At 67.5% G+C, this 23268-nt stretch carries 28 protein-coding genes; 9 read left to right on the forward strand and 19 right to left on the reverse strand.

The window, feature by feature from the left end; genetic code table 11:
• Positions 1-10 precede the first annotated feature (10 nt).
• Positions 11-1366, reverse strand: a complete 1356-nt coding sequence (locus KIT89_RS06005; protein ID WP_297603712.1) for an MFS transporter — start codon at positions 1364-1366, stop codon at positions 11-13.
• A gap of 53 nt (positions 1367-1419) precedes the next feature.
• On the opposite strand from KIT89_RS06005, the gene KIT89_RS06010 reads away from it, so the two are divergent.
• Complete coding sequence (locus KIT89_RS06010) at positions 1420-1914, forward strand: FBP domain-containing protein (RefSeq protein ID WP_297603713.1); 495 nt, start codon at positions 1420-1422, stop codon at positions 1912-1914.
• 20 nt (positions 1915-1934) lie between these two features.
• Here KIT89_RS06010 and KIT89_RS06015 read toward each other — a convergent pair whose 3' ends face one another.
• Positions 1935-2114, reverse strand: a complete 180-nt coding sequence (locus tag KIT89_RS06015; RefSeq protein ID WP_297603714.1) for a hypothetical protein — start codon at positions 2112-2114, stop codon at positions 1935-1937.
• 98 nt (positions 2115-2212) lie between these two features.
• Between KIT89_RS06015 and KIT89_RS06020 the strand changes: the two genes are divergently transcribed.
• Positions 2213-2935, forward strand: coding sequence for an alpha/beta hydrolase (locus KIT89_RS06020; protein WP_297603715.1), 723 nt, complete (start codon positions 2213-2215; stop codon positions 2933-2935).
• Here KIT89_RS06020 and KIT89_RS06025 read toward each other — a convergent pair.
• Entirely contained in the window at positions 2909-3490 is a 582-nt protein-coding gene (locus KIT89_RS06025; protein WP_297603716.1) for a hypothetical protein, read from the reverse strand. The two genes, KIT89_RS06020 and KIT89_RS06025, sit on opposite strands and share 27 nt — an antisense overlap.
• Positions 3491-3523: 33 nt before the next feature.
• A complete protein-coding gene (locus KIT89_RS06030) occupies positions 3524-4183 on the reverse strand; it encodes a potassium channel family protein (RefSeq protein WP_297603717.1) in 660 nt (219 codons plus the stop codon).
• 136 nt (positions 4184-4319) lie between these two features.
• Between KIT89_RS06030 and KIT89_RS06035 the strand changes: the two genes are divergently transcribed.
• Both KIT89_RS06035 and KIT89_RS06040 read left to right on the forward strand, forming a co-directional pair.
• Positions 4320-5270, forward strand: coding sequence for an SDR family oxidoreductase (locus KIT89_RS06035; protein ID WP_297603718.1), 951 nt, complete (start codon positions 4320-4322; stop codon positions 5268-5270).
• 42 nt (positions 5271-5312) lie between these two features.
• Entirely contained in the window at positions 5313-6248 is a 936-nt protein-coding gene (locus tag KIT89_RS06040; protein ID WP_297603719.1) for an NYN domain-containing protein, read from the forward strand.
• Between the two features lie 94 nt (positions 6249-6342).
• Here the strand turns inward: KIT89_RS06040 and KIT89_RS06045 are convergent, their stop codons facing one another.
• Both KIT89_RS06045 and KIT89_RS06050 read right to left on the reverse strand, forming a co-directional pair.
• Positions 6343-7071, reverse strand: a complete 729-nt coding sequence (locus KIT89_RS06045; protein ID WP_297603720.1) for a hypothetical protein — start codon at positions 7069-7071, stop codon at positions 6343-6345.
• Positions 7072-7075: 4 nt separating this feature from the next.
• Positions 7076-7666: a sigma-70 family RNA polymerase sigma factor gene (locus KIT89_RS06050; protein ID WP_297603721.1), complete on the reverse strand. Its 591-nt coding sequence runs from the start codon at positions 7664-7666 to the stop codon at positions 7076-7078.
• Between the two features lie 225 nt (positions 7667-7891).
• Here KIT89_RS06050 and KIT89_RS06055 point away from each other — a divergent pair, with 225 nt between their 5' ends.
• Positions 7892-8443 (forward strand): type 1 glutamine amidotransferase domain-containing protein, encoded by a 552-nt coding sequence (locus KIT89_RS06055; protein ID WP_297603722.1) that lies wholly within the window; start codon positions 7892-7894, stop codon positions 8441-8443.
• A 16-nt stretch (positions 8444-8459) separates the two neighbouring features.
• Positions 8460-9575 carry an AI-2E family transporter gene (locus KIT89_RS06060; RefSeq protein WP_297603925.1) on the forward strand — a complete coding sequence of 372 codons (1116 nt, stop codon included), beginning with the start codon at positions 8460-8462 and terminating at the stop codon, positions 9573-9575.
• Here the strand turns inward: KIT89_RS06060 and KIT89_RS06065 are convergent.
• Positions 9529-10098, reverse strand: a complete 570-nt coding sequence (locus KIT89_RS06065) for a cysteine hydrolase family protein (protein WP_297603723.1) — start codon at positions 10096-10098, stop codon at positions 9529-9531. The genes KIT89_RS06060 and KIT89_RS06065 overlap by 47 nt on opposite strands.
• 113 nt (positions 10099-10211) lie before the next feature.
• On the opposite strand from KIT89_RS06065, the gene KIT89_RS06070 reads away from it, so the two are divergent.
• Positions 10212-10841 carry a hypothetical protein gene (locus KIT89_RS06070; protein ID WP_297603724.1) on the forward strand — a complete coding sequence of 210 codons (630 nt, stop codon included), beginning with the start codon at positions 10212-10214 and terminating at the stop codon, positions 10839-10841.
• Here the strand turns inward: KIT89_RS06070 and KIT89_RS06075 are convergent.
• From KIT89_RS06075 to KIT89_RS06120, 10 genes are all read right to left on the reverse strand, one after another.
• Positions 10830-11876, reverse strand: a complete 1047-nt coding sequence (locus KIT89_RS06075; RefSeq protein WP_297603725.1) for a LacI family DNA-binding transcriptional regulator — start codon at positions 11874-11876, stop codon at positions 10830-10832. The genes KIT89_RS06070 and KIT89_RS06075 overlap by 12 nt on opposite strands.
• Positions 11866-13383 (reverse strand): sugar ABC transporter ATP-binding protein, encoded by a 1518-nt coding sequence (locus KIT89_RS06080; RefSeq protein ID WP_297603726.1) that lies wholly within the window; start codon positions 13381-13383, stop codon positions 11866-11868. The genes KIT89_RS06075 and KIT89_RS06080 overlap by 11 nt, the downstream gene beginning before the upstream one ends.
• A 46-nt stretch (positions 13384-13429) precedes the next feature.
• Positions 13430-14449, reverse strand: a complete 1020-nt coding sequence (locus tag KIT89_RS06085; protein ID WP_297603727.1) for a sugar ABC transporter permease YjfF — start codon at positions 14447-14449, stop codon at positions 13430-13432.
• The gene (locus KIT89_RS06090) at positions 14446-15495 is read right to left on the reverse strand and encodes an ABC transporter permease (protein WP_297603728.1); all 1050 of its coding nucleotides are present in this window, start codon (positions 15493-15495) and stop codon (positions 14446-14448) included. The genes KIT89_RS06085 and KIT89_RS06090 overlap by 4 nt, the downstream gene beginning before the upstream one ends.
• Entirely contained in the window at positions 15492-17027 is a 1536-nt protein-coding gene (locus tag KIT89_RS06095) for a sugar ABC transporter ATP-binding protein (RefSeq protein WP_297603729.1), read from the reverse strand. The genes KIT89_RS06090 and KIT89_RS06095 overlap by 4 nt, the downstream gene beginning before the upstream one ends.
• A 112-nt stretch (positions 17028-17139) precedes the next feature.
• Positions 17140-18111 (reverse strand): ABC transporter substrate-binding protein, encoded by a 972-nt coding sequence (locus KIT89_RS06100; protein ID WP_297603730.1) that lies wholly within the window; start codon positions 18109-18111, stop codon positions 17140-17142.
• 299 nt (positions 18112-18410) lie between these two features.
• Positions 18411-18929, reverse strand: coding sequence for a DUF1697 domain-containing protein (locus tag KIT89_RS06105; RefSeq protein ID WP_297603731.1), 519 nt, complete (start codon positions 18927-18929; stop codon positions 18411-18413).
• Positions 18926-19273 (reverse strand): DUF1905 domain-containing protein, encoded by a 348-nt coding sequence (locus KIT89_RS06110; RefSeq protein ID WP_297603732.1) that lies wholly within the window; start codon positions 19271-19273, stop codon positions 18926-18928. Before KIT89_RS06110 ends, KIT89_RS06105 begins: the two co-directional genes overlap by 4 nt.
• Positions 19273-20031 carry a membrane protein insertase YidC gene (locus tag KIT89_RS06115; protein WP_297603733.1) on the reverse strand — a complete coding sequence of 253 codons (759 nt, stop codon included), beginning with the start codon at positions 20029-20031 and terminating at the stop codon, positions 19273-19275. Before KIT89_RS06115 ends, KIT89_RS06110 begins: the two co-directional genes overlap by 1 nt.
• A 107-nt stretch (positions 20032-20138) precedes the next feature.
• Positions 20139-20441, reverse strand: coding sequence for a hypothetical protein (locus tag KIT89_RS06120; RefSeq protein ID WP_297603734.1), 303 nt, complete (start codon positions 20439-20441; stop codon positions 20139-20141).
• 130 nt (positions 20442-20571) lie between these two features.
• Between KIT89_RS06120 and KIT89_RS06125 the strand changes: the two genes are divergently transcribed.
• Together KIT89_RS06125 and KIT89_RS06130 are read left to right on the forward strand one after the other, a co-directional pair.
• The gene (locus KIT89_RS06125) at positions 20572-20814 is read left to right on the forward strand and encodes a hypothetical protein (RefSeq protein WP_297603735.1); all 243 of its coding nucleotides are present in this window, start codon (positions 20572-20574) and stop codon (positions 20812-20814) included.
• A 42-nt stretch (positions 20815-20856) separates the two neighbouring features.
• A complete protein-coding gene (locus tag KIT89_RS06130; RefSeq protein ID WP_297603736.1) occupies positions 20857-21516 on the forward strand; it encodes a hypothetical protein in 660 nt (219 codons plus the stop codon).
• Positions 21517-21607: 91 nt separating this feature from the next.
• Here KIT89_RS06130 and KIT89_RS06135 read toward each other — a convergent pair whose 3' ends face one another.
• Positions 21608-22663 carry a DUF6596 domain-containing protein gene (locus KIT89_RS06135; RefSeq protein WP_297603737.1) on the reverse strand — a complete coding sequence of 352 codons (1056 nt, stop codon included), beginning with the start codon at positions 22661-22663 and terminating at the stop codon, positions 21608-21610.
• The gene (locus KIT89_RS06140) at positions 22663-23046 is read right to left on the reverse strand and encodes a YciI family protein (RefSeq protein ID WP_297603738.1); all 384 of its coding nucleotides are present in this window, start codon (positions 23044-23046) and stop codon (positions 22663-22665) included. Before KIT89_RS06140 ends, KIT89_RS06135 begins: the two co-directional genes overlap by 1 nt.
• Positions 23047-23268: the final 222 nt, after the last annotated feature.

The raw sequence follows: 23268 nt of genomic DNA on the forward strand, positions 1-23268 counted from the left end.
CGCAGCGCCCCTACGACGAGTGCTCTTCGTCGGCGGGGCGCTGCAGGCCCGCGGCGGCGCCCGGCCCGGTGACGATCGGGCCGGTATCGGTCGACGCCACGATCTCGGTGTCGGTGAGCGGGTGCGCGAGCTCGTCTGGCCCGAGCCGAGCGATGAGCAGCGTCAGCGCGGCGAGCACGACGGGAATCGCCCCGGCGGCGAGGAAGGCGATCGGAATGCCGATGAGCTCGCCGACCGGCCCCGCGATCGCCATCGAGATCGGCATGAACAGCAGCGACACGAAGAAGTCGAGGCTCGAGACCCGACCGAGCATCTCGGGGGGCACGCGGCGCTGCAAGAGGGTTCCCCAGATGACGGTGGCGCCCGAGAACAGCATGCCGCACACGAACAGCGCCACGACCATGAGCCACAACTGATCGGTGAGCCCGATGACGACGAGCGGCGCGCACCCCAGACCCCACGCGGCGATCATGATCGTGAGGTAGCGGCGCGGCAGCCGCATCGAGGCGACAGCGATTGAGCCGAGCGCTCCGCCGATGCCGAAGGCCGCGAGCGCCAAGGCGAACGCCCCGGCGCCGCCACCCGTCTGGTCGCGCACGGCGAACGGCAGCAGCACCTCGATGGGGCCCATGATGACGAGCACGAGCACCGCCGAGTAGAGCAGCGTCGCGAGCAGCCAGCGGGTGCGCACCATGTACCGCACGCCGTCGCGCACATCGTTGACGACCGCACGCACGGCGTGCACTGGCTCGTCGTCAGCCTCGCGCCGCACCGCCGTCAAGCGCATGAGAGAGAGCATCACCGCGGCCGCGCCCTGCGTCACCGCGACGATCGCGAAACCGAGCCCCGGTGACAGGATGGCGATGGCCGCACTCGCTGCCGCTGGCCCCGCCGCCTGCATGACGGCTGGCCGCAGCACGCCCTCGATGCCGTTGGCGGCGAGCAGCTCGTCGGCGGGCAGCAGCGCGGGCAGCCAGGCGGAGTAGGCGGGATAGAAGAATCCGTCAGCCATGCCGAGCAGCAGCGAGGCGACCGCGAGGTGCCAGACCTCGATCGACTCGGTGAGCGCGAGCGCGGCGACCGCCGCCATCGAGAGGGCCTTCATCGCCTCGACGGCCGTGAGAATGCGCTTCTGCGGAATGCGGTCTGCCGCCACCCCGCCGAGCAGCACCGCGAGCACGAGCCCGATGCTGCCGGCGGTCGCGACGATCGACAGATCGATGGGCGTGCCACCGAGCTCGATGACTTGCCAGACGACCGCGACGAGCCACACCCCTGTGCCGAACAGCGAGAGCACGAGAGCGATCGCGAGCAACCGGTATTGACCAGTCGCGAAGGGCTGCAGAGCGCGAGGCAGTGATGGCATGGCGTTCATGCTAGCGACGACCTTCTCAGCCCGGTGACGTACGCTGAGGGGCGATGAGAGAACTGACTGCCGAGCAGATTCGTGCGTCGATCGTCAACGCGAGCGAGGCTGAGATCGAGCGGATGCCCCTGCCCGGTCTGCACGAGACAGTGTGGAGCGAGCGCGAGTTCTTGGGGTGGCGCGACCCGGCCGGTTCTGCCCGCGGCTATATCGTGCACTGGGTCGGCGATCGGCCAGTCGGCATCATGCTGCGCGCCGCGTCGTCACCGCTGCGCCCGGGCATCGGCGCGATGTGCTCGCTCTGCCACACGCCGCAGCCGTCGACGCAAGTGGTCATGTTCAGTGCCGCCCGCGGAGGCGATGCCGGTCGCGACGGCAACTCGATCGGCACTTACATCTGCACCGATCTGGCGTGCTCGATCATGATTCGCATCGTGCCGGCCACGAGTGAGCTGCACCTGCACCGCGACGAGCTGATCGCGCGGCGCAGCGCCGGGCTGCAGCAGCGGGTCGAAGCGTTCACGGCGAACGTGCTCAAGACCGCCTGAGCGGTTGAGCCGAGAGCGGGCTACTCGCGCTCGCGGTGACCCAAGATCGTGAACGGAATCGCCATCGAGAGCGTGACCGCCATGATGCCGATGAAGAACGTCAGCGCCGCCCACTCTTCTGGCACCGCGTAGGCGTAGGCGAAGAGCGCGAACGACGACAGGAAGAGGGCGATCGACACGATCGCGGCGAAAATGTTCATGATGCTCCCATTGTGCCAGGTCTGCTCTGCGATCATGGCACATGGCCTCTCCTTCGACACGACGTCGTCACCGACCCGCGAGTCGGCCTCGGCGCCGCGTGCGCGCGATCGGTCTCGGCGCGCTCGGCGCCCTGCTCGGGGTGGTGTTCTTCTTTCTCATCTGGGCGCACACCCCCTATCGGGCCGACAGGGGCGCGACGCTCGAGGTCTTCCGCTCGAGCGACATCGTCGTCGAGACTGTCGACGAGGGCATCCTGATGCACAGGGCGACTGACACCGACGACCCCTCTGTCGGGTTGATCTTCATTCCCGGCGCTCGAGTCGACCCCTACGCCTACCTGTTCCAGCTGAGCGGAGCGGTCGAGCAGCACGGGCTCACCGTTCTCATCACCAAGCCGACGCTCAACCTGGCGTTCTTCGACACGCGCACTGTCGACGACTTCACGAGCGCCGCGCCGAGCATCGAGCGATGGTTCATCGGCGGGCACTCGCTCGGCGGTGTTCGTGCGTGCCTCATGGCGCCAGATTCAGCAGTCGACGGGCTCGTGCTGTTCGGCAGCTATTGCGCCAACGACGTGAGCGACTCGAGGCTGCACGTGCTCAGCATCGCGGGTGAGAACGACCTGCTCAGCGACCTCGACACGATCACCGCCGCGGCACCGCGACTGCCCGCCGACGCCGAATTCGTCGTCATCGAGGGGGCCAACCACGCCGCATTCGGAGACTACGGCCCGCAGGCCGGTGACGGCGAGCGCACGATCTCGAGCGAGCAGATGCGTGACGAGCTCGCGGTGCTACTCGGCACCCTCCTGCGGCTCTAGCACCGCGTCGGGCGCCGCAACGGCCGGTACGCGCTCGCGGTGGGCGAGCGCCATGAGCCACCACAGCAACGACCCGATGAGCATGCCGCCGACGAGCGCGATCACGGGGGTCAGCAGCACTGGCCCGGCGATCGGGCTGTCGGTGAGCAGGTTGGCGATGCCGAGATAGATCCAGAAGAGGGCGATGTCGACGAGAGCCGCAATGCCGACCGCGGCGAGAGTCGCGCGCCAGGGGCGGTGCAAACCCGCCGCCGAGAGCATCCACCCGCTCACCAGAATCGACAAGCCGATCAGAATCAGGCTCGCCAAGAGAAAGGCGATGACCACCCAGAACAAGATGTCGGCCCCGGTGCCGATGCCCGACAAGATGGCGCTCGTCTCACCCCCGAAGGTTCTCGACGCCGCACCGATCAGCCCGCCGAAGAGCGAGGCCGCGATGAGCGCGGCGAGCGACATGCCGAACGCGAACCACCCGGTCTGAAACATCGTGTGAGCGACGGCGCCGGCGATCACCGCGCTCTGCGTCTGATTGCGGGTCAGCGGTGCGGCAGCCATGGTTGCTCCTCGATTGGTCGACTGAGAGCGAATCTACTGCGTGCCGCGGTGCAGCGCGATGCGCTCAGAGATGTACGACACCACGATCGCCGAGGTGGTGCCGATGATGACCAGGCCCCCCGCCATGAGCAGCGTCGCGAGACCGCGCCCGAGATCGGTCACGGGGTAGGTGTCGCCGTAGCCGACCGTCGTCAGCGTGACGATGGCCCACCACAGCGCGTCGCCGAAGGTGTTGATCGTGGCACCGTCGGCACCGCGCTCGACCTGCAGTGTGGCGAGGGCGATGATGTAGACGAAGACGACCGAGTAGATGAACGCGTGCGCCACGACAGAGCCGCGCACGGCCGCACCCGAGGTGCCGTTGAGCATCGGGATGTATCGCAGCAGCCCGACTGCGCGCAGGGCTCGAAACAGCGGAAAGAAGATCGACAGCACGTCGACCGGGTGGGTGAGCACGAATCGCACGCGGCGGCCCCGATCAGAGAGCGCGATGCGAGCGACCATGTCGACGAAGAAGGCCACCCAGGTCGTGAGGGCGATCGCGGCCATGACGACGGTGAGCCCGGCGGGCGCATCGGGCGCGAGCACGAAGACCGAATAGGCGATGAGAAAGAGCACGCCGAGCACGGTGAGAAACGGCGAGGTGCGGCGCTGCCATTCGAGACGACGGGCATCGAAGCCGACTGACTGCATGCGGCCATTCTCGTGCAGCATGCCGCCGCTCGAGCGTCGGCACTCGGCGCGTCACGCGGTCGGCGCCGACCACTCCCAGGTCGGGCGCGGCTCCGAATGGTGAGATGACAGCACTCACCTCAACCCCGGAGACACCATGCCGCGCACCGCGCTCGACACCACCGTTGCCGATCTGACGGGCAGGCTCGCCGTCGTCACCGGAGCCAACAGCGGTCTCGGCTTCGGCCTGACCGGCCGCCTGGCCGAGGCGGGTGCCGACGTCGTCATGGCGGTGCGCAATCGCGAGAAGGGTCAGGATGCCCTCGAGCGGTTGCTCGCACAGCATCCGACTGCTCGGCTGCGGTTGCTCGACCTCGATCTCGCGTCACTCGAGAGTGTGCGTGCGGCGGCGCAGACCCTGCTCGACGACGAGCGCGGCATCGACATCCTGATCAACAACGCCGGCATCATGGCGGTGCCAGACCGCCGCGAGACCGCCGATGGCTTCGAGCTGCAGTTCGGCAGCAACCATCTGGGTCCGTTCGCGTTCACCGGCCTGCTGCTGCCGGCGCTGCAGCGCGCCGCGTCGCCGCGCGTCGTCTCGACGAGCAGCCTCGCCGCCAACGTCGGCCGCTGGCAGTGGAACAACCTGCAGGGCGAGCAGAAGTACAGCGCGTGGCGAGCCTACGGGCTGTCGAAGCTCGCCAACCTCGCCTTCGCGCGCGAGCTGCAGAGGCGCAGCAACGAGCACGGCTGGGGCATCACGAGCGCCGCGGCGCACCCCGGTGGCACGAAGACCAACCTGCAGTCGACCGGCCCGCGCGACGGCGCAACGCTGAGCGCACGCCAAGAGAAGCGCTACTCGCGGTTCATGCAGGGTGTCGACATGGGAGTTCTTCCGTCGCTGTACGCGGCCACCAGTCCGCACGTGACACCGGGCGGCTATTACGGGCCCAACGGCTTTCTTGAGACTCGCGGGGAGCCTGCGCTGGCGCGACTGCCGCACGCCGCGCGCGATGCGACGGCGGCCGCGATGCTCTGGGACGTGTCTGAGCAGCTCACCGGCGTCGAGTATGCGTCGATCGCCGTGCCCGTGTCGCGAGCCTGACAGGATGGGGTCTGCGGGCACCGACTCAGAAGGAGGCGACCCATGGCAGAAGCAGGCGAAGGGCGCGTCGCGGTCTACATCGACTTCGACAACATCGTCATCTCGCGCTACGACCAGATTCACGGTCGCGGCGCCTGGCGCAAAGACAACGTCTACCGGCTGCCCGCCGGCCTGACGGGGGCGAGCGACGAGATCGCCGCGCGATTGAAGCACGCCGACGTCGACATCGGGGCCATTCTCGACTTCGCCTCGAGCTTCGGCTCGATCGTGCTCTCGCGCGCCTACGCCGACTGGTCGGTGGGGGTCAACGCGAGCTACCAGGGCCAGCTCATGGAGCGCTCGGTCGACCTGACGCAGCTGTTTCCGGCCACGCAGCAGATGAAGAACGGCGCCGACATCAGGCTCGCGGTCGATGTCGTCGAAGACCTCTTCAGGCTTCCCGACATCTCGCACGTCGTCATCGCTGCGGGCGACAGCGACTACATCGCCCTCGCGCAGCGGGCCAAGCGGCTCGGCCGCTACATCGTCGGCATCGGGGTCTCGGGCGGCACGAGCAAGAGCCTCAAGGCGGCGTGCAACGAGTACGCCGACTATGACGCACTGCCGGGCATCAGGCCTGCCGCGCACATCGCTGCCGAGATCGACGACGCCTCGAACGACGACGCCACTGCCGCGACCACTCCGCGCCGTGCCTCGACGAAGGCGACAACGACGGCCACGGCCGAGTCTGGCGAGAATGCGACGTCGAAGCGCGCCGCGAGCGCCCTGCTCGTGCGGGCCCTGCGACTCGTGCACGAGGCCGACGACACCGATTGGGCGCACGCCTCGGCACTCAAGCAGCAGATGAAGCGACTCGACCCGGCCTTCAACGAGAAGGCGCTCGGCTACAACTCGTTCACGAGCTTTCTGAAGTCACGAGCGAACGTCGTCGAACTCGACGAGTCGTCGCAGACCAGGCTCGTGCGGCTGCGCGAATAGCCGCCCCTGCCGCCGAGCAAGGCGAAGGCCCCGCGCCGATCGGCGCGGGGCCTTCGCTGTCACGCTCGTCAGCAGCGTGAAGAACGGCAGGTGACTATGGTCGGCCGCCGGGCGTACCCTCGGGCTTGCCGCCCGCGGGAGCGCTGTCGTCGTCGCCGTCTGCGTCACCGCCCTGGCCGTGGCCGCCGTTGTTCGAGGGCCGCTCGCCGGCCATCTCGTCTTTCAGCTCACGAGCCTGCTCTGACACTGATTCGCCGAACTCAGACCCGATCTTGTTCGGGTCTTTCGCCCCTTGCTGCACCCATTCGCTGAACTCTTTCGAGCCGACCGGCAGCACGGGCTCGACGACATCGCACTCGACGGCGCCCTCTGCTGCGCCCTCGTCGACGACGCACTCGTCGGTCGCACCGGTGCCGTCAGTCTCGTCGTCGGCGGGCACGAAGGTCATGACTACGCCGTCGAAGGCGTCTTGCGCCGGCCCCGGCAGCACTCCTGCTGCGCCTGCCGCGCCTGCACCGGCGAGTCCGAGTGCGAGCACTCCCCCAGCCGCCGCGACCTTGGCGGCGATTCCTAGACCTGACATCGTTGCGAACACCTTGGTGATCCCCTTTGCTGGTTCTCGTTCTGGCACGTCGCTGACCCCCAGCGACGGTCGTTCGAGACGAGCCACGAGAGCGGCCGAGGGCTGGGGCACGACGTGCTGAGCGGCTCGACGCGCATCGGCGATCGAGTCGGCCAGGCCGGCGAGCTCAGGGCGACCCTGCGGGGTCGCACCACTGAGCAGTGCGTGCGCCTCGGCATCGGTGATCGTGTGTTTTCTCATCTCACTAGTCGCTATCGCTCGAAGGGCCTGCAGGGGTACGGGTATCGCCGAACTTTTTTCTCAAGCGCTCGAGCGCACGACGCTGCAGCGCCTTCACCGCCGCCGGTCGCTTGCCGAGCACGACCGAGATCTGCTCGACCGTGAGGTCTGCGACGATGCGCAGCTGCATCACGTCGCGCTGGTCTGACGGCAGCGCTCTCAGCAGGGCGATCACACGCTGATCACCGAGGCTCGCCAGCGCCTCGTCTTCGGCACTGGATGCTCGGCGCGGGTCGTCCTCGGCGATCAGCTCGACCGTCTCACCCCGCCGGCCGCGCATGCGCAGTTCATCAACCAAGCGCCGGTACGCGATCGAGAACACAAAAGAGCGAAAGGCCGCGAGGTCGCCACGAAACTGCGGCAGACGATCGAAGACGGCCAAGAAGACCTCGCTCGTGAGGTCGTCGGGTTCGCGCGAACCCCGTGCTGCGGCGAACGCCGCGACCGCGGGCGAGTGGTCGTTCCACAAACGGGTGCAGGCCCAGCTCGCCCCCGCCTGCGCCGCGGCGAGCACTGAGGCAAAGCTCTCGCCACTCGCACCCTGCCTGGCAGTCATGGCTTCACACCGTAGGGGTGTGGTGCGCTGTTCGGCAAACGCGGCTGGCGGCCGCACCACCATATTCCGCCAGTGACATACATTTCTCACCGCAGTGATCGAGGGGTGCGCGGTAGCGCGCGCGGAGCCCGGTGTCAAGGCGGTGCTTCGACTGCGGGGTCGCACGTAGCGTGAAACCCGGCACGACGTCATCCGACGCAGACACGACGATGAAGGAGACCTACCATGGCCTACGACCTCACCGGCAAGAACGTTGCCTTCCTGCTCACCGACGGCTACGAAGACAGCGAGCTCACGGCACCGTGGCAGGCAGTCACGTCGGCCGGGGCGACTGCGGTGCTCGTGTCGCCCGCAGGCGGCTCGGTCACCGGCAAGAATGGCCACACCCAGTCGGTCGACCAACCCGTCAGCGAGAGCTCGGCCGAGCGGTTCGATGCGCTGGTGCTGCCGGGGGGCGTCGTGAACGCCGATCACTTGCGCATGGACGCTGCCGCGGTGGCCTTCACCCGCGACTTCTTCTCGCAGCACAAGCCCGTCGGCGTCATCTGCCACGGTGCCTGGATTCTCATCGAGGCCGACGTCGTTCGCGACAGAGAGCTGACGAGCTACCCGAGCTTGCGCACAGACCTCGTCAATGCGGGAGCCGAGTGGGTCGATGAAGAGGTGGTCGTCGATGCGGGTCTCGTCTCGAGCCGCACCCCCGACGACCTGTCGGCCTTCTGCGACAAGCTCGTCGAAGAGATCGACGAAGGAGAGCACGAGGGCCAGACCGCCTGAGGGCGGTTGCCCCGTGATGATCTTTCGCCGCCGGCGATCGTCGCACGACACGCCTCTCGCCGAACCCGTCACGACCCTCAGAGGGTTGTGGGTCGATCGACTGGGTCGGCTGAGCATCCGCAGCCTCCAGATCATGCTGGTGCTCGCACTCGCGAGCCTCGTCGTGCTCTCGCTCGTGGCCCTGCGCGTTGTCGTGATTCCGCTGCTGCTGGCGATCATCATCGCGTCGGCGTTCAGCCCAGTGGTGATGTGGATGCGCCGCCGCGGCCTGCCCGCCATGGCGGCGGCGTGGATCACGCTGCTCGGCTCGTTGCTCGTGCTGGGCGGCATCATCACCGCGATCGTGTTCGCGGTGCGACGACAGTGGTCAGACCTCTGGCAGCAGGCGCAGAGCGGTTTCGATCAGCTGCTCGACTGGGTGCAATCACTGCCGTTCGATGTCGATGAGTTCGATGTCGAGTCGCTTCGCGACGACCTCATCGCCTTCGTCACGAGCGCCGAGTTCGGCTCGGGAGCACTGTCGGGCGCCGTGGCCGTCGGAGAGTTCGTTGCCGGGGTCTTGATCTTCGTGGTGGTGCTGTTCTTCTTGCTCAAAGATGGCGACCACATCTGGCAGTTCATGCTGCGACCGTTCCGAGGGGTTCGGCGCGCGCGCGGAGAACGCATCGGCACCACTGCTGTGACGACGCTCGGCGGCTATATTCGCGGCACCTCGATCGTCGCGCTCGTCGACGCCGTCGCCATCGGGCTGGCGCTTGTGATTCTGCAGGTGCCCCTCGCCCTGCCGCTCGCCGTGATCGTCTTCATCGCAGCCTTCATCCCCCTCGTCGGCGCTACCGTGGCCGGAACCCTGGCCGCGCTCGTCGCACTCGTCGCCAACGGCCCCCTCATCGCTCTGATCGTCGTCATCGTCGTGATCGCCGTCAATCAGCTCGAAGGCGACCTCTTGCAGCCGGTCGTCATGGCGAAGACGATGAAGCTGCACCCCCTCGCGGTGCTGCTCGCTCTCAGTGCTGGCACCATTCTGGGCGGGGTGATCGGCGCGATTCTCTCGGTGCCGATCGCCGCGACGGCGTGGGCCATCGTCAAGACCTGGGACGACCCAGCGAACGCACCGCCTGCTCGGTCGTGATGACGGTGGCGAACTCGCCGTGCAGACTCGCCGCTGCCGCGCGCGCCACCTGTTCGGCCGCGATCACCGAACCGTCAGGCAGCGCGCGGTCGTGGCAGTGGGTGGCGTCGAGCACGAAGTCGACGTCATAGCCGAGGTTGCCGGCCATGCGGGCCGTGGTCGAGCAGCAGTGGTCTGTCGTGATGCCGCAGATCGTCAGGTGGCGAGCGCCGCGGCTCTGCAACCACGCGTGCAGATCAGGGTCGCCGTAGAAGGCCGAGTTGACGCTCTTGGTGACGAGCAGCTCGTGGCGGCCATCCACACCATCGTGGAATGCGTTGCCCGGCGCGCCCGGCGCGAGCGGCGACCCTGGCTCGATCGAGTCGTGCCGCACGAGCACGATGGGCTGCTCAGCGGCGCGCCAGACGTCGATCAGGCGCACGATGTTCGCTTCGGCATCGGGGTTGTCGCGCGGCCCCCACGCTGGGTCGGCGAAGGCCTTCTGCGCATCGACGACGATGAGCACGCGCTCGGGTGAGGTCATGACCCGAGAGTAGCGCTCGAGCATTCGCCTCGCGGCATCTATCGCTCGCGTCGCGGGAGCGCTAGATTTCACACGCGCAGTCTGGCGCACACGGCCCGTCGAAGGGTGACCCCATGACCGCTCGTTCTGCCGCTGCCGCCCTCGCGCTGGCAGCAATGCTCGCGCTCTCGAGCTGCGCCGCCGAAGCCCCTCCGGCTGCTGAGACCCCCGCACCGACCGTGACCGTGACGGTGTCGCCCAGCCCCGAGCCCGAAGTGGCACTCGGTGACTTCGGCTTCACCTATTTCGGTGCTGCCACGATCGACGCCGCCGACGTGGCAGCGCTCGAAGCGCAGCTCGGAGCCGCTGTCGACGTGCCGGCGGAATGCCCCTGGTACCCCATGATCGCCTCGCACGGCACCTACGCCGAGACGCGTGCCTTCTTCGACTCGCGCGGCGTCACGCCGGGTGTGCGCTTCTTCTACACGCTCGAGATGGGCGACGACGGCGTCATGCCGCGCACCGTCGAGGGCGTCGGAGTCGGCAGCACCGAGGCCGAGGTGCTCGCGGCGTACCCGAGCGCGGTCATCGACAACAGTTTCGAAGACGTGTCGCTCGGCCCCATCAAGCGCATCATCGTCGACGACCCCGCCAGCGATTCGAAGTATGTCTTCGGCCTCTTCGAAGGCGACGAATACATCGGCATCTTGCAGTGGGGCCCCGACGCGGGCGGGCAGTGGGCCCACCTCTGCCTACCGCTCTAGCGCAGCGGTCGATCGGCGGACGACGAAACTCGTCGCGAGCGGCGTGCTCACCGCGACGTTCTCGGGCTCTTCGATCGCGATGAGCAGCTTCTGCATGATGAGCGCGCCGAGGGCGGCGAAGTCTTGCCGCACGGTCGTCAACGGCGGCAGCAGAAACTCTGCCTCTGGCACGTCGTCGAAGCCCACGATGCTGACGTCGTCTGGCACGCGCAGCCCCCTGGCGTCGAGCGCGGCGACGAGCCCGAGCGCCATGTAGTCGTTGGCGGCGAACACAGCAGTACCGGGCCGAATGTCGGTGAGCCGAGTGCCCAGGTCGAAGCCGCTGCGTGCCGACCAGTCGCCGTGCAGTGCTTCGACCACGTCGAGCCGGTTGCCCGCAAGTTCGTCTTTCCACCCTCGAATGCGCTCGATCGCGTCTGGGGCGTCTGGCGGCCCCGCCAGGTGAAAGATCTGGGTGTGCCCGAGCTCGACCAGGTGGCGAACGGCCGAGCGGGCGCCGCGATACTGATCAATCGAGACGACAGCGGGGCTGCGGCGAGTGGATGCTGCCACCGCGACGATCGGAATGTTCAGGTCGAGGCTCAGCACCACATCGAGCACAGCGATATCGGTGACCACGAGAACGATCGCGTCGACACGCTGTCGCAACAGGGCCTCGACGCTCGATCGCACTGCGGCGGCATTCGATTCGGGCAGTGTCATGGTGTCGACACTGAACCGGGCAGCACGCGCGGCGACATTGAAGTACATGGCCGTCGACGTCGGGCCGTATTCGGTCGAGCCCGGAGTGATCATGCCGATGGTGCGTGTTCGCTTGGTGACGAGGGCTCGCGCGGCGGGTGACGGGCTGTAGCGCAGTTGCGCGATCGCCTGCTCGACTCGCTCGCGTGTCGCCGGCCGCACGTTCGGCACATCGTTGAGCACGCGCGACACGGTCTGGTGCGAGACGCCGGCCAGCCGAGCCACATCGAAGATGTTGGCCGCGCGCGAACTCTTGTCGTCGGGTGCCGCCCGACCGTCGGCCTCAGTCGTCATCGGGCTGGGCTATTCGCGCGAGCAGCGAGTCCATGGTGAGTGCATCAGAGTCGATCGTGTCGATGATGCGCCCGTCGCGCAGCAATACGACACGCGATGACACCCGCAAGACCTCCTCCAGCTCGGCCGAGATGAAGATGACCGACATTCCATTCTCTGCCAGTTCTCCGACCAGACGTTGCACTTCGACTTTGGCGCCGATATCGATTCCTCGCGTGGGCTCGTCGAGAATGAGCACTCGGGGGGCGAGAGCGAGCAGGCGTGCGAGCAGCACCTTCTGCTGGTTGCCCCCCGACAGCGCGCCAGCCGGCAACTCTGCCGAAGCGGTGCGAATGCCGAGCGCCTCGATCCAGCTCGCGGCGAGTTCTCGCTGGCGGTCGGGGCGCAGCCGGTGGAAGATGCCCAATTGTGCCTGCAGCGCGAGCGTGATGTTCTCTCGCACGGTGAGCTGATCGAAGATGCCTTCTGCCTTGCGATTCTCAGAGGCGTAGCTGAGCCCGAGGGCGATCGACTTCTTGATGTTGCCCGAGGGCACCCGTTGACCATCGAGCGTGATCGAGCCGGCATCGGCATGATCGATGCCCGCGAGCAGCCTCGCGATCTCTGTGCGGCCTGAACCGAGCAGCCCGGCGAACCCCAAGACCTCACCCTCGGCGAGCGAGAGATCGACCTCGGCGACTCGAGGCGACATGGTGACGGCGCGGGCTTCGAGAATCGCGTCGGCACTCGACACGTCTGACTCTGATCGCGCGGGCATCTCGAGCTCGAGCGAGCTGCGGCCGAGCATCTTCTGCACCAGGTCGATGCGCAAGAGCTCTTGGGTCATGTACTCGCCGACGAGCCTGCCGTTGCGCAGCACCGTGACACGGTCGCAGATCTCGTAGACCTGGTCGAGAAAGTGCGACACGAAGAGAATGGCGACACCGCGCTCTTTCAGTTCGCGAATGACGCGGAAGAGCTCGGCGACCTCATCGAGGTCGAGGCTCGAAGTGGGTTCGTCGAGCACCAGCACACGAACGTCTGATGAGATCGCTCGAGCGATCGCCACCAGCTGCTGCACGGCGAGCGAATGGCTCGAGAGCATCGTGCGGGGGTCGATGTCGAGCCCGAGCTCGGCGAGCACGGTGCGGGCTGACTCGCGCATCGCCGCCCAGTCGATGACGCCTCTGCGCCGAGGTTCACGACCGAGCATGATGTTCTCGGCGACGCTGAGGTTGGGCAGCAGGTCGATCTCTTGGTACACCGTGCGGATGCCGGCGCGTTGCGCATCGGCCGGCGTCGCGAAGGTCACGACCTCGCCGCCCAGCCGCACCGTGCCCGCGTCGAGCCGGATCGCGCCCGTGATGCCTTTGATGAGGGTCGACTTTCCGGCGCCGTTCTCACCCATGAGCGAGTGCACTTCGCCCGGGAACATTCTGAAGTCGACATCGTCGAGCGCGGGCTCGTGGTGAAAGCGCACAGAGGCGCTCGTCACCTCAATCACCGGCGTCGCCGCGATCGATGTCATGGTCACATTGTGATGGATGCCCGGGGGGCGCGATACCGCACCATGGCTAGCCGCGCCCTGAACGCGTCACGATGATTCTCTGCACGACCACGAACACCAGCAGCAGCGCCCCGATCGTGATGCGCGTCCACGACTGCTCTGCACCGAGAAACGAGATGACGCTCTTGATCGTGCCGTAGACGAAGACGCCGATCATCGACCCGAGCACATAGCCGCTGCCGCCCGTGAGCAGCGTGCCGCCGATGACGACGGCCGCGATCGTGTCGAGCTCTGTGCCCACCCCGTTGAGCGGGTAGCCCGACCCCGTGTAGGCCGCGAAGACGACGCCCGCGAGGCCCGCGCACGTGCCCGAGATGACGTAGACGAGCAGCTTGGTGCGCACCACCGGCAGACCCATGAGTCGAGCAGACTGCTCATTGCCGCCGATCGCGTAGACCGTGCGGCCGAACCGGGTGTACTGCAGCACCATGGCGGCCGCGAGCACCGTGAGCAGGGCGATGATGCCGGTCGGCGTGATGTACCACTCGCCCAACCGCAGCCGCGTCGACTGCAACCACAGAATCGACGGGTCTTCGACGCGGATCGACGACAGGCTCACGACGAAGGCGAGCCCCCGCGCCAGGAACATGCCGGCGAGCGAGGCGATGAACGGCTGCACGTCGAAGTACTGCACGAGCACGCCGATGAGCAGGCCGATGAGGGCACCGCTGACGATCATCGTCGGAATCACGACCCCCGTCGGCACCCCTTCACTCAGCAGTCTGGCGCACATGATGCCCGTGAACGCCAGCACTGACCCCACCGAGAGGTCGATGCCTCCGGTCAAGATGACGAAGGTCATCCCGACCGCCAGAATCAGCAGATAGGCGTTGTCGAGCAGCAGCGACGAGAGCAGCCCCGGGGTCAAAAAGTTGCCGAAGTAGGCCTGGGCGCCGACGAACATGACGATCAAGATCGCGAGCGCCGCGAACACGGGAATCCACGAGACGCGCCGTGAGATGAACATGCGCGATCGTGCGACCGCGCTGTCGAAGGGCCGCGCTGCCTTGACGGGTGTGATGGTCACGAGGCCACCTCTGCATTCGGGGGCGTGGGCGTCGAGGTGCGTCGAGTGAGCCAGTTCGTCAGTCGACCGGCACCGTCGCGCACTCGCCGCGACTGCACGAGCACGACGAGGATGACGACGGCCGCCATGAAGACGGGGCTCACCGCGGGCGGAACGCCGAGGAAGGTGATGGTCGACTTGAGAGTCTGGATGGTGAAGACGCCGATGACCGTACCGGCGATGCTGAACTTGCCGCCGGCGAGCGACGTGCCGCCGAGCACCACGGCCAGAATCGCATCGAGCTCGATGTAGAGCCCTGCCGCATTCGCGTCGGCGGCCATGATGTTCGAGCTGTACAAGATGCCGGCGAATCCGGCGAGCAGGCCGCTCGTGGCGTACGCGCCCCACGTGATGCCGCGCGACCTGACCCCGGCGAGCCGACTGGCCTCGGGGTTGATGCCGACTGCTTCAGTGAGCATCCCGAGCGCTGTTCGCCGCTGCACGAGCGTGACGATGATGATCGCCGCGACCGAGACGTACAGCGCGAACGGCAGGCCGAAGACGTAGCCCTGCGAGATGAACTTGTACGGCGCGCTGTTGATCGTCGTGATGAAGCCGCCCGTGATCAGCAGCGCGATGCCGCGACCCGCGAGCATGAGCACGAGCGTGGCGATGATGGGTTGAATGCCGAGCACCGCCACGAGAAACCCGTTCCAGGCTCCGAGAATGAAGGTGGTGAGCACGCCAGCCGTGATCGCGAGCAGCACGACGCCGAGATTCTCAGGCTCGGGCGACGCCTGAATGATGGTGAGCGCGACCGCGCCCGAGACCGCCATGAGGGCGCCGACCGACAGATCGATGCCGCGGGTGGCGATGACGATGGTCATGCCGAGCGCGACAAGCATGAGCGGTGCGCTGTTGCGCAAGATGTCGATGAGCGCGCCGTAGAGCTGACCGTCTTGCACGGTGACGCGCAAAAAGCTCGGCCGAGAGATCGTGTTGACGGCGACGAGAGTGAAGAGAGCGACGAGTGCCCAGAAGATGCGGTGTCTCACGATCGTCTTCATGCCACGTTCTCCTGGGCCTCTTGCGCGATGAAGTCGATGATGTCGTCGACTTCGCTGTCGCTCGACGTGAGTTCGCCGATTATACGTCGATCTCTCATCACGACGACCCTCTGGGCCAGCCGCAGCACCTCTTCGAGCTCTGACGAGATGAAGAAGACCGAGAGGCCCTGCTCTGCCAGCTCGGCGACCTTGCGCTGAATGTCGGCCTTGGCGCCGATGTCGATGCCGCGCGTGGGCTCATCGAGAATGATCAATTGCGGTGCCGTGGCGAGCCAGCGAGCCAGCAGCACCTTCTGCTGGTTGCCGCCCGATAGGTTGCGCACGAGACGCTGGGGGTCGGCCGGCCGCACGCCGAGTGCGGCCATGTAGTCACCCACGATCGCGTCTTTCTCGCTGCCCCGCACCTGGCGCAGCCAGCCCCGCTGGGCTTGAATGCCGAGCACGATGTTCTCGGCGACGGTGAGGTCGCCGATGATGCCCTCTGCACGTCGATCCTCAGACGAGAACGCGATGCGGTGGTCGATCGCATGACGCGGTGTGGTGATCTTCGTCGCCGACGTGCCGATCTCGACACTGCCGCTGTCAGCGCGATCAGCGCCGTAGAGCAGGCGCATGAGCTCGGTGCGGCCAGAGCCGAGCAGCCCGGCGATGCCGACCACCTCACCGCGGTAGATCGACACGTCGCTAGGAGCGATCGCACCCTTGCGGCCGACGCCCGTGGCGCGCAGCACGGGCGGCGTCGTGCGGTCGATCGGTCGATGCGCCGTGCTCGAGATGGCCTCGAGGTCGTCGAGCACACGGCCGATCATGTGCGAGATCAGCTCGGCGCGGGGCAGCTCGGCTGCGAGGTATTCGCCGACGAGCGCGCCGTTTCTCAGCACCGTGATGCGGTCAGACACCTCGTAGACCTGGTCGAGAAAGTGGGTGACGAAGAGAATCGCGACGCCCCGGTCGCGCAGGTCTCTGATGACGCCGAAGAGCTGCTCGACCTCGCCGCGGTCGAGGCTCGACGTGGGTTCGTCGAGCACGAGCACGCTGCAGTCGGTGACCATGGCACGACTGATCGCGACGAGCTGCTGCACGGCGATCGAGTGCATGCCCAGCACCGACTGCGTGTCGATGTGCAGCCCGAGCGCCTGAAGATGACGAGCGGCTTCTGCGTGGGTGCGCGGCCAGTCGATGCGGCCAGCGCGTCGAACCTCATGACCGAGCATGACGTTCTCGCCGACCGAGAGGTTCGTGCACAGGTTGACCTCTTGGTAGACCGTCGAGATGCCGGCGAGCTGCGCATCGGCCGTGGTGCGAAACACTCGTCGGGCGCCGTTGACCGTGATCGTGCCGCTGTCGATCGGGTAGACCCCGGTGAGCGCCTTGATCAGGGTCGACTTGCCTGCGCCGTTCTCGCCCATGAGGGTGTGCACTTCTCCGCGGCGAAGGGCGAAGTCGACGTCATCGAGCGCCTTGACTCCGGGAAAGCTGATGCTGATTCCTCGCATGTCGACGATGGGTGGCACTTCGGTGTGCGCAGGCATGTCTCGTGGTTCTCTCTGTCGTGAAGTGGTGCTTCGTGTCGAGTGAAGCGGGGGCCGGTCGGCGACCGGCCCCCGCTCTGCTGGGTTGTACCGTGTCTCGTACTCGTGGTGGTTAGTACGGGCGCGTCGGCAGCAGCTCGATGGCGTCTTCCTGCGTGAAGGCGCCGTCGGGAACGATGATCGACTTCTCGACGCTCTCGCCCGCGAGCACTGCCTTGACAACCTCAGCCACCTTCTCGCCGAGGATCGGGTTGCACTCGACGATGAAGTTGAACTCACCGTTGGCGAGGGCCTGCATGCCGTCGCGCACAGCGTCGATCGTCACGATCTTGATGTCGACGCCCGGTTCGAGACCGGCCGCCTTGATCGCGTCGAGGGCACCGAGGCCCATGTCGTCGTTGTGGGCGAACAGCAGGTCGATGTCGCTTCCGTACTTCTGCAGGAAGCCTTCCATCACGGTCTTGCCGTCGGCCCGCGTGAAGTTGCCCGTCTGCGAGTCGAGAATGGTGATGTTCGACCCGGCGATCGCGTCAGCGAAGCCCGTGGCACGGTCGAGCGCAGCCGACGAACCGGTCGTGCCTTCCAGAATCACCAGGTTCGCGCCTTCGTCGCCGAAGTTCTCGACCACCCATTCGCCGGCCGTGCGGCCCTCTTGCTCGAAGTCGAGCCCGATCCAGCTCGCGTAGAGGTCTTCACTCGCCGACACGGTGCGGTCTTCGAGGATGACCGGGATGCCCGCATCTTTCGCTTCGTTGAGCACGTCGTCCCACCCATCGACCACGATGGGCGCGATCACGATCGCGTCGACTCCCTGGTTGATGAAGCTGCGCACCGCGGCGATCTGCGCCTCGGGCTTGTTGTCGGCCGCGTTGAAGACGAGGTTGAAGCCGTTCTCTTCTGAGAACGCAGCCTTCATCGACTCGGTGTTGGCCGAGCGCCAGCCGCTCTCTGAGCCGGTCTGCGCGAAGCCGACGGTGATGAGGTCGTCGCCTCCGGTCGCTTCAGTGCCGGGGTTGCTGGCGCAGCCCGCGAGTGCGAGCGACGCCATGCTGATGACGGCGAGGCCGCCGAGGAATTTCTTCATAACCAAAACCTCCTTGTTCTGGCCCGGCGACGCCGGGTGCGTGGTGTTCGGGATTCCAACGCCACAATGACAACAGTGACATCACGGTGAATGTTAGCCTTCACATTCCCGAATCGCGCAACGAAAGTTAGGTCACGTTTTGGTAACGACGGGGGCTGCGCGCCGACTGCGCACGCTCATTTCCGCTTTTTTACAGGGTTCTGAGAGGCACGAATGGTGAGAGCGCTCTTACCGATCGCTGTCTCGCGTTAGACACAATCGCGCCGATTGTGAGGGATCACATTCGGCATCACGAGGGGTCATCGAGTGCTGAGCTCGGCGATCGTGCGCAGGTTGCGGGCCGTGGCGACGACCCCCAGCGTGCGCACGAGCTGGTCGGTCTTCAGCGTCGCCTGACTCGTGCCGCGGTCGAAGCGCACGTGCAGGTCGTCGCCGACCACGCGCCACTCGTCCCCGCCGCGCTCGACGGCGTCGGCAGCCGCCACTGCCGTAGCGGCCGGCGTGGCCGAGAGAAAGTACACATACGAGTGGGCGGGGTTCTCGACCTCGAACGGATGCTCTCGCAGGGCATCCTGCAGCTGCCCCGTCGTGCGATGCAGCACCTCGCGATCGAAGCCGAACCGATCGCGCACGGCGGCACGCAGCACCTCGGCGAACGCGACCGGATCGCCCGGAGGGCTCGCGATGAGGTTGCCCGACGCGATGTAGGTCTGCATCTCGGTCGCGCCGAGCTCAGCAGCGAGGGCGCGCAGCTCGGCCATCGGCAGCTTCGCCGTGCCGCCGACGTTGACGGCTCGAAAGAGAAAGACGTGGCTCACGGCAGGTCGACCAGCGCCAGCCGCACCACAACCGCGTCACCGGGCGCGATCGCCTCGGCGACTCGCACCGCCTTCTTCACCGGCAGCAGGTAGGCCTGCCGCTTCGAGTCAGGAAACACGCTCGTCGCCCACTCGCTGCCCCCGATGCGCACGCGCACCCGCACACTGCCGAAGCCGCGTTCGAAGCCCTCCATGCGTGCGGCGATCTCGTCGCTGACGTCGACCGGCACGGTCACGAAGAACCACGACGCCTTCGACGACCACTCCCACAATTCGGCAGAGAAGTCGAAGCTCGGGGATGCTCGCACGAGGTCAGTCTGCCGCACAGGTGCGACACGGCGCATCAGGCGAGCGTGGGCCGCCACTCCCCCTCGCTCCACAGCTTCCGGCGCAGCACGGGCCGCTCGATCGCGCTCCACAGACTGCTGATGGCCAGGTAGATCGCGGCGCCGAAGGGCACGAGCAGCGCGGGAATGATCGCGACGAAGGGCAGCACGCCGAGCATCGGCAGAGCGGCCGCGGGCAGCTCGGGGGCGGGCATGCCATGCTGCAGCATCCGCGTCGCACGGCGCAGCAGCAGCCCCGCGATCACGAGCGCCAGCACGACGACCGCCGAGAGCACGAATGCCCCGACCGCGCCGCCGAGCACTGCCGCCCCGAGCGCATCGCCGAACCCGACGCCGAGCACGTGCTCTGCTCGCAGCGGGTTCACCTCGCCGGCGATCGCCGGGCTCGCGAGCACGAGGTAGAGCAGCGACACGATCGGAGCCTGCGCGAGCATGGTGCCCATGCCGGCGACGGGCGAGACGCCGGCGTCGCGGTAGAGCTGCAGTGTGCGGCGCTGCAGCTCGTCGGGCTTGCGCTTCCACCTCGTGCGCAGCTCGGCCATATGCGGGGCGAGGCGACGGCGTGCGCCCTCAGCGCGCACGATGCGAACGTCGAGCGGAATCAGCAGTGCCCGCACGATGAGCGTGATGAGCACGACGGCGAGCGTGGCGGCAGCGCCACCCGCGAGCGGTTCGAGCAGGTCGATCAGGTGGTGCAGGCCGGCTGCGCCGAGCTGCACGAGGGGGCCGACGAGGGGCCAGGTGGTGAGATCCATGACGGTACTCCAGAGGGTCGAAGGGATGCGGGGCGTCTGGCCGCCGCACCCGACGACCCGGCATCACCGGGGTCTGGAGCGTTCTCGAATCGCGCTGAGCAGCGCGGTCAGGCGGCCGGGGCCGCCGCGCCGGGAGCCCGAGACAGGGGCCGACCGGCTGTGAGGGGGTGCGAAGGCTCGGCCTGGCGCGCGAGCGACTCGCGATGCGCTCGGGCTCGACTGCCCACCGCGAGTTCGACGTGGGCGAGCGGGCGCACGGCGTTGCGTGCCACGAGTGCGAGACCCACGACGAGCAGCACGCTCGCTGCCAGCACTGCGGCGGTCGCGAGCGGTGACGGCTGCCCGAGCGCGAGGGCGACGATGAGCGCGGCGCCGCCCGACAGGGCGAAGTGGCGCAGACGCTCGGTCATGGGGTCATCGTACTGCGACCAGCCGAGAGCGTTCGACGAATGTTCTGAATCGGCGTCATAGTTGCGCCCGAACGTGGTCTCTCCAGTGAAGGGCAACGGCGATTCGCGCCACCCAGACAGGAGGAAGGGCATGAAGACAGAGAGTGCACCTCACGCAGCACCGTCGGCCGCGGCGACCGGCGCAGCCATCATCAGCCTCATGGCCTGCGCCGCGATCGTCAGCCTGGCCCTCTTCGGAGTGTTCACCCACCCGATTCTCGCGAGCGCGGCGATCACCGCCGTGCTGTCGCTCGCGCTGGCGTCGATAGCGCTGCACCGGCTGGCGGCGCGCCCGCAGTACCGGCGCAGCACTACGCCGGCTTCGGAGGCATGAGCTCGCGCAGCCGAGCCGCGGGGGGCGGCTCGGCTGCGCGTCATGCGATGCTTGATTGTGCATCCAGCCCTGGCCGACCCGAAGATCAACGCCCCGCGGTGGCCGTGGTTGCGGCTGCTCGCCGTGGCCGGCATCGCGTGGGCCGCAGTCTCGATGATCGGCCGCATCGGCAGATCGTTGAGCGAGGCGAGTCTCGAGCTCGTGCTCTACTCGGTCTTGACGGGCATCGTCGTCGTGCTGGTCGTGGTGGTCGTGGCGACGGGGCTCGCGGTGCGCCGCCTGCGCGCCCTCGAGGCGCAGGTGCCGCCGGCTGGAGAGCACCGCGTGCTGTTTCCGACGTTCGGCTTCGGCGCCACCGGAGTGCGGATTCTCGTCATCAGCGGCATGGACGCCTCAGCGCGAGGCCTGTGGGGCTGGAAGCTCGTCGAGGTGACCGCCGACGGGGTGCGCGTGCACGGGCATCCTGATCGCCCCGAGTTGACGCGCACGTACGCCGCATCGAGCATCGTGGATGCTGCTGCCGGCGCGATCACGGATGGCATGCTGCGCATACCTACGCTCAACCTCGCGATCGAGCACCCCACCGGCACGGTCGGGCTGCCCCTCGGGCTCATGCGGCACCCGCTCGCGGTCATGGGCGCAGACGAGCGCGCTACGACCGTGGCTCAGGTGCGCAGGCTGCTCGGGGTGCCGCGAAGCTGAGTCAGGCCACCCGGCGACGCACGACGACGACTGCCGCGTCGAGCGCGAGCAGCAGGACCAGGTCACGCGAGAGCGGGATGCTCGCGCGGCGTCAGTCGCCCGCGCCGGTGCGACGTGCTTGCAACGCGGCGTGTGCTTCGACAGCGCCGCGCGTCGGCGCGAGGGCGAGCAGACCGCGGTAGAGGGTGTCGAGCGTGTCGAGGTCGGTCACACCACTACGGGCGCGATCGCAGTGCACCGATTGGATGGCGGCTTCGAGCTGAAACCTCCCGAGCGGCCGGCCGAGTCGGCGCGCGCGGTGCAGCAGCGCTTCGCCTTCGGCGATGAGTTCGGCATCCCACAGCGATACGTCTTGCTCGTCGAGCGGTGGCCAGGGGTCGCCGACTCGCGCGGGAGCGCGCGACTGCGCGAGCGTGATGAGCGCGGCGAGCCCCCACGCCTCGGGCTCGTCGTCGAGCAGCGCCGCAGTGAGCACGGCGAGCCAGCGCGCCTCATCGGCGAGCGACTCGCGATAGTGCTCGCCCTGCTGCAGCCACTCGATCGCGTATGCGCCGTAGATCGCTTCGAGCACGGCGGGGAGGCGGGCCGGCATGTCGGCCCGCGACGGCACCGCGAAGGGAATGCCGGTGACGCCGATGCGCTTCTTCGCCCGCACGAGGCGCTGCGCCATCGCCGCCGGCTCGACGTCGAATGCCTTCGCGATGCGGGCGGCGTCGAGCCCGAGCACCACCTGCAGCATGAGCGGCGTGCGAATGGAGGCATCGATCGCGGGGTGGGCGCAGACGAAGAGCAGTTCGAGGCGCTTATCGGGGATGCCCTCCGCACGCTCGATCAGTGCATCGACGTCGAGCCCTGCAGCGGGCAGGTGGTCGGCCGCCTCGATCGGCGTCGAGGTGCGCCGCGCGGCACTGCCGAGCAGGTCGCGCAGGCGGTTGCGAGCCACGGTGAGCAGCCACCCTTCCGGATTGTCGGGAACCCCCGACTCGGGCCATGCGCGCAGTGCGCGTTCGAGGGCGTCGGCGAGAGCATCCTGAGCCAAATGAAGATCGTGCGTCGAACTGGCGACGATCGCGAGCAAGCGGCCGTACGACTCCCGCGCGGCGCGGGCGGCGGCGAGCGCCGCGCGAGAATCGTCGGCTGCGGGCATCAGTGGTGGTCGTAGGTCGTCCAGGCGCCGTCGACGAATCGGGTGGCGCCAGGGCGAATCTCGACGTGACCGTATTCGGCAGAAGGCGACTTGGCCCCCCACGCAATCGCGGCGTCTAGGTCGGCGACGTCGATGACGACCGTGCCGCCGAGCTGCTCGCGCGAGTCGGCGAATGGGCCGTCTTGCACGACGAGCTCTCCCGAGGCGCGAGTGATCGTCGTGGTCGCGCTGCTCGGCTGCAGCACTTCGGCACTCAGCAGCACGCCAGCGGCGTCGAGCGCCTTCGCGTATGCGTCGAAGGCGCGCATGCCCTCGGCGAGCGCCTCGGGGCCCAGGTCGGCGGCCGACATCTCGGGGTAGTGCAGCAGCAGGGTGTAGCGCATGAGTTCATTCCCTTCGCGGACCGTCTGTCGATCCTGTCAAAGGGATGACGATTGAGGGAGGTCGGAATCGACACTGGAGCATGGCGCTGTGGCGGGCGCTGGGAGTTCGTGCACGAGTCGGGTCTATCGGTCAGTTGTTGCGGCAGTGTGCGCGGAGTGCCGCAACGAGTGACCGATCGACGTTTGCTGTGCACGTCGGCCTGCTGTGCGCGTGGGATTCTG

The sequence above is a fragment of the Microcella sp. genome, assembly GCF_025808395.1.
GTDB lineage: Bacteria > Actinomycetota > Actinomycetes > Actinomycetales > Microbacteriaceae > Microcella.

Excerpts from the sequence above, each read along its gene's own strand:
- KIT89_RS06005 (WP_297603712.1), bottom strand. The coding sequence starts at position 1,366 with ATGCCATCACTGCCTCGCGCTCTGCAGCCCTTCGCGACTGGTCAATAC.
- KIT89_RS06010 (WP_297603713.1), top strand. The coding sequence starts at position 1,420 with ATGAGAGAACTGACTGCCGAGCAGATTCGTGCGTCGATCGTCAACGCG.
- KIT89_RS06015 (WP_297603714.1), bottom strand. The coding sequence starts at position 2,114 with ATGAACATTTTCGCCGCGATCGTGTCGATCGCCCTCTTCCTGTCGTCG.
- KIT89_RS06025 (WP_297603716.1), bottom strand. The coding sequence starts at position 3,490 with ATGGCTGCCGCACCGCTGACCCGCAATCAGACGCAGAGCGCGGTGATC.
- KIT89_RS06030 (WP_297603717.1), bottom strand. The coding sequence starts at position 4,183 with ATGCAGTCAGTCGGCTTCGATGCCCGTCGTCTCGAATGGCAGCGCCGC.
- KIT89_RS06035 (WP_297603718.1), top strand. The coding sequence starts at position 4,320 with ATGCCGCGCACCGCGCTCGACACCACCGTTGCCGATCTGACGGGCAGG.
- KIT89_RS06040 (WP_297603719.1), top strand. The coding sequence starts at position 5,313 with ATGGCAGAAGCAGGCGAAGGGCGCGTCGCGGTCTACATCGACTTCGAC.
- KIT89_RS06045 (WP_297603720.1), bottom strand. The coding sequence starts at position 7,071 with ATGAGAAAACACACGATCACCGATGCCGAGGCGCACGCACTGCTCAGT.
- KIT89_RS06050 (WP_297603721.1), bottom strand. The coding sequence starts at position 7,666 with ATGACTGCCAGGCAGGGTGCGAGTGGCGAGAGCTTTGCCTCAGTGCTC.
- KIT89_RS06055 (WP_297603722.1), top strand. The coding sequence starts at position 7,892 with ATGGCCTACGACCTCACCGGCAAGAACGTTGCCTTCCTGCTCACCGAC.
- KIT89_RS06060 (WP_297603925.1), top strand. The coding sequence starts at position 8,460 with ATGATCTTTCGCCGCCGGCGATCGTCGCACGACACGCCTCTCGCCGAA.
- KIT89_RS06065 (WP_297603723.1), bottom strand. The coding sequence starts at position 10,098 with ATGACCTCACCCGAGCGCGTGCTCATCGTCGTCGATGCGCAGAAGGCC.
- KIT89_RS06070 (WP_297603724.1), top strand. The coding sequence starts at position 10,212 with ATGACCGCTCGTTCTGCCGCTGCCGCCCTCGCGCTGGCAGCAATGCTC.
- KIT89_RS06075 (WP_297603725.1), bottom strand. The coding sequence starts at position 11,876 with ATGACGACTGAGGCCGACGGTCGGGCGGCACCCGACGACAAGAGTTCG.
- KIT89_RS06080 (WP_297603726.1), bottom strand. The coding sequence starts at position 13,383 with ATGACATCGATCGCGGCGACGCCGGTGATTGAGGTGACGAGCGCCTCT.
- KIT89_RS06090 (WP_297603728.1), bottom strand. The coding sequence starts at position 15,495 with ATGAAGACGATCGTGAGACACCGCATCTTCTGGGCACTCGTCGCTCTC.
- KIT89_RS06095 (WP_297603729.1), bottom strand. The coding sequence starts at position 17,027 with ATGCCTGCGCACACCGAAGTGCCACCCATCGTCGACATGCGAGGAATC.
- KIT89_RS06100 (WP_297603730.1), bottom strand. The coding sequence starts at position 18,111 with ATGAAGAAATTCCTCGGCGGCCTCGCCGTCATCAGCATGGCGTCGCTC.
- KIT89_RS06110 (WP_297603732.1), bottom strand. The coding sequence starts at position 19,273 with ATGCGCCGTGTCGCACCTGTGCGGCAGACTGACCTCGTGCGAGCATCC.
- KIT89_RS06115 (WP_297603733.1), bottom strand. The coding sequence starts at position 20,031 with ATGGATCTCACCACCTGGCCCCTCGTCGGCCCCCTCGTGCAGCTCGGC.
- KIT89_RS06120 (WP_297603734.1), bottom strand. The coding sequence starts at position 20,441 with ATGACCGAGCGTCTGCGCCACTTCGCCCTGTCGGGCGGCGCCGCGCTC.
- KIT89_RS06125 (WP_297603735.1), top strand. The coding sequence starts at position 20,572 with ATGAAGACAGAGAGTGCACCTCACGCAGCACCGTCGGCCGCGGCGACC.
- KIT89_RS06130 (WP_297603736.1), top strand. The coding sequence starts at position 20,857 with ATGCGATGCTTGATTGTGCATCCAGCCCTGGCCGACCCGAAGATCAAC.
- KIT89_RS06135 (WP_297603737.1), bottom strand. The coding sequence starts at position 22,663 with ATGCCCGCAGCCGACGATTCTCGCGCGGCGCTCGCCGCCGCCCGCGCC.
- KIT89_RS06140 (WP_297603738.1), bottom strand. The coding sequence starts at position 23,046 with ATGCGCTACACCCTGCTGCTGCACTACCCCGAGATGTCGGCCGCCGAC.